Origin of the sequence: Frankia sp. AgKG'84/4 (assembly GCF_023242965.2) — a bacterium.
Lineage (GTDB): Bacteria > Actinomycetota > Actinomycetes > Frankiales > Frankiaceae > Frankia.
This window is the reverse complement of the sequence record NZ_JALKFU020000648.1, coordinates 1-657: the sequence shown is the minus strand read 5'-3', so window position 1 is coordinate 657 and position 657 is coordinate 1. Positions and strand designations below refer to the sequence as shown.

Genomic DNA, 657 nt, shown 5'->3' with positions numbered 1-657 from the left:
GTCGTTCGCCTCGTGCAGGCGCTGGGACGCCTCGCGGCCGCGCGGGGTCGCTTCGATGATCGTGACCCGTGCGTCGGTGCGGTCCAGCCGGCGGTCGATGTAGCCGCCGTCCTCGAGCAGACGCAGCTGGCGGCTGAGCGCGTTCGGCGCCATGTGGGTCTGGCTGGCGAGCCTGGAGGCGGGCATCGGGCCGTGCTCCACCGCCTTGTCGAGCACGTCGAGCGCGGCGAAGTTCAGGTCGAACCCGGCGCGTTCGACATGCAGCGCGACCAGCTTGCGGCTGCGGGCGAAGCGGGTGAGCGCGCTGATCGCCTCGTTGAGGCGGCGTCGACTGGCTTCGGTGGACATCGAGGTCTAGGGTAACACTTCACAAAGTGAAATTGTCACCCAGTGAATGATCTTGTTTTCGGAGGCGAGCGCGACGATGGCGTGGGACTTTCAGACGGACCCCGAGTTCCAGCAGCAGCTGGACTGGATCCGCGAGCTGGTGATCGGTGAGATCGAGCCGCTCGAACTCATCCGGCCGCGGTTGAACCGGCAGGAGTGGGCCGACGCCACCGAACCGATCAAGCAGCGGGTGAAGGAGCGGGGCCTGTGGGCGGCGCACCTCGACCGTGAGCTCGGCGGTCAGGGGCTGGGGCAGGTGCGTCTCGCGCT

Annotated in this window: 1 protein-coding gene and 1 pseudogene; one reads left to right on the top strand and one right to left on the bottom strand. The window is 68.0% G+C overall.

All coding sequences use genetic code 11. The annotated features are described in order from the left end of the window. On the bottom strand, nt 1-348 hold a 348-nt coding region (locus MXD58_RS24425), incomplete at its 3' end, for a MarR family transcriptional regulator (protein ID WP_248838030.1). Between the two features lie 76 nt (nt 349-424). Between MXD58_RS24425 and MXD58_RS24420 the strand changes: the two are divergent. Next, nucleotides 425-657: pseudogene (locus MXD58_RS24420) on the top strand (acyl-CoA dehydrogenase family protein); the annotation flags it as partial.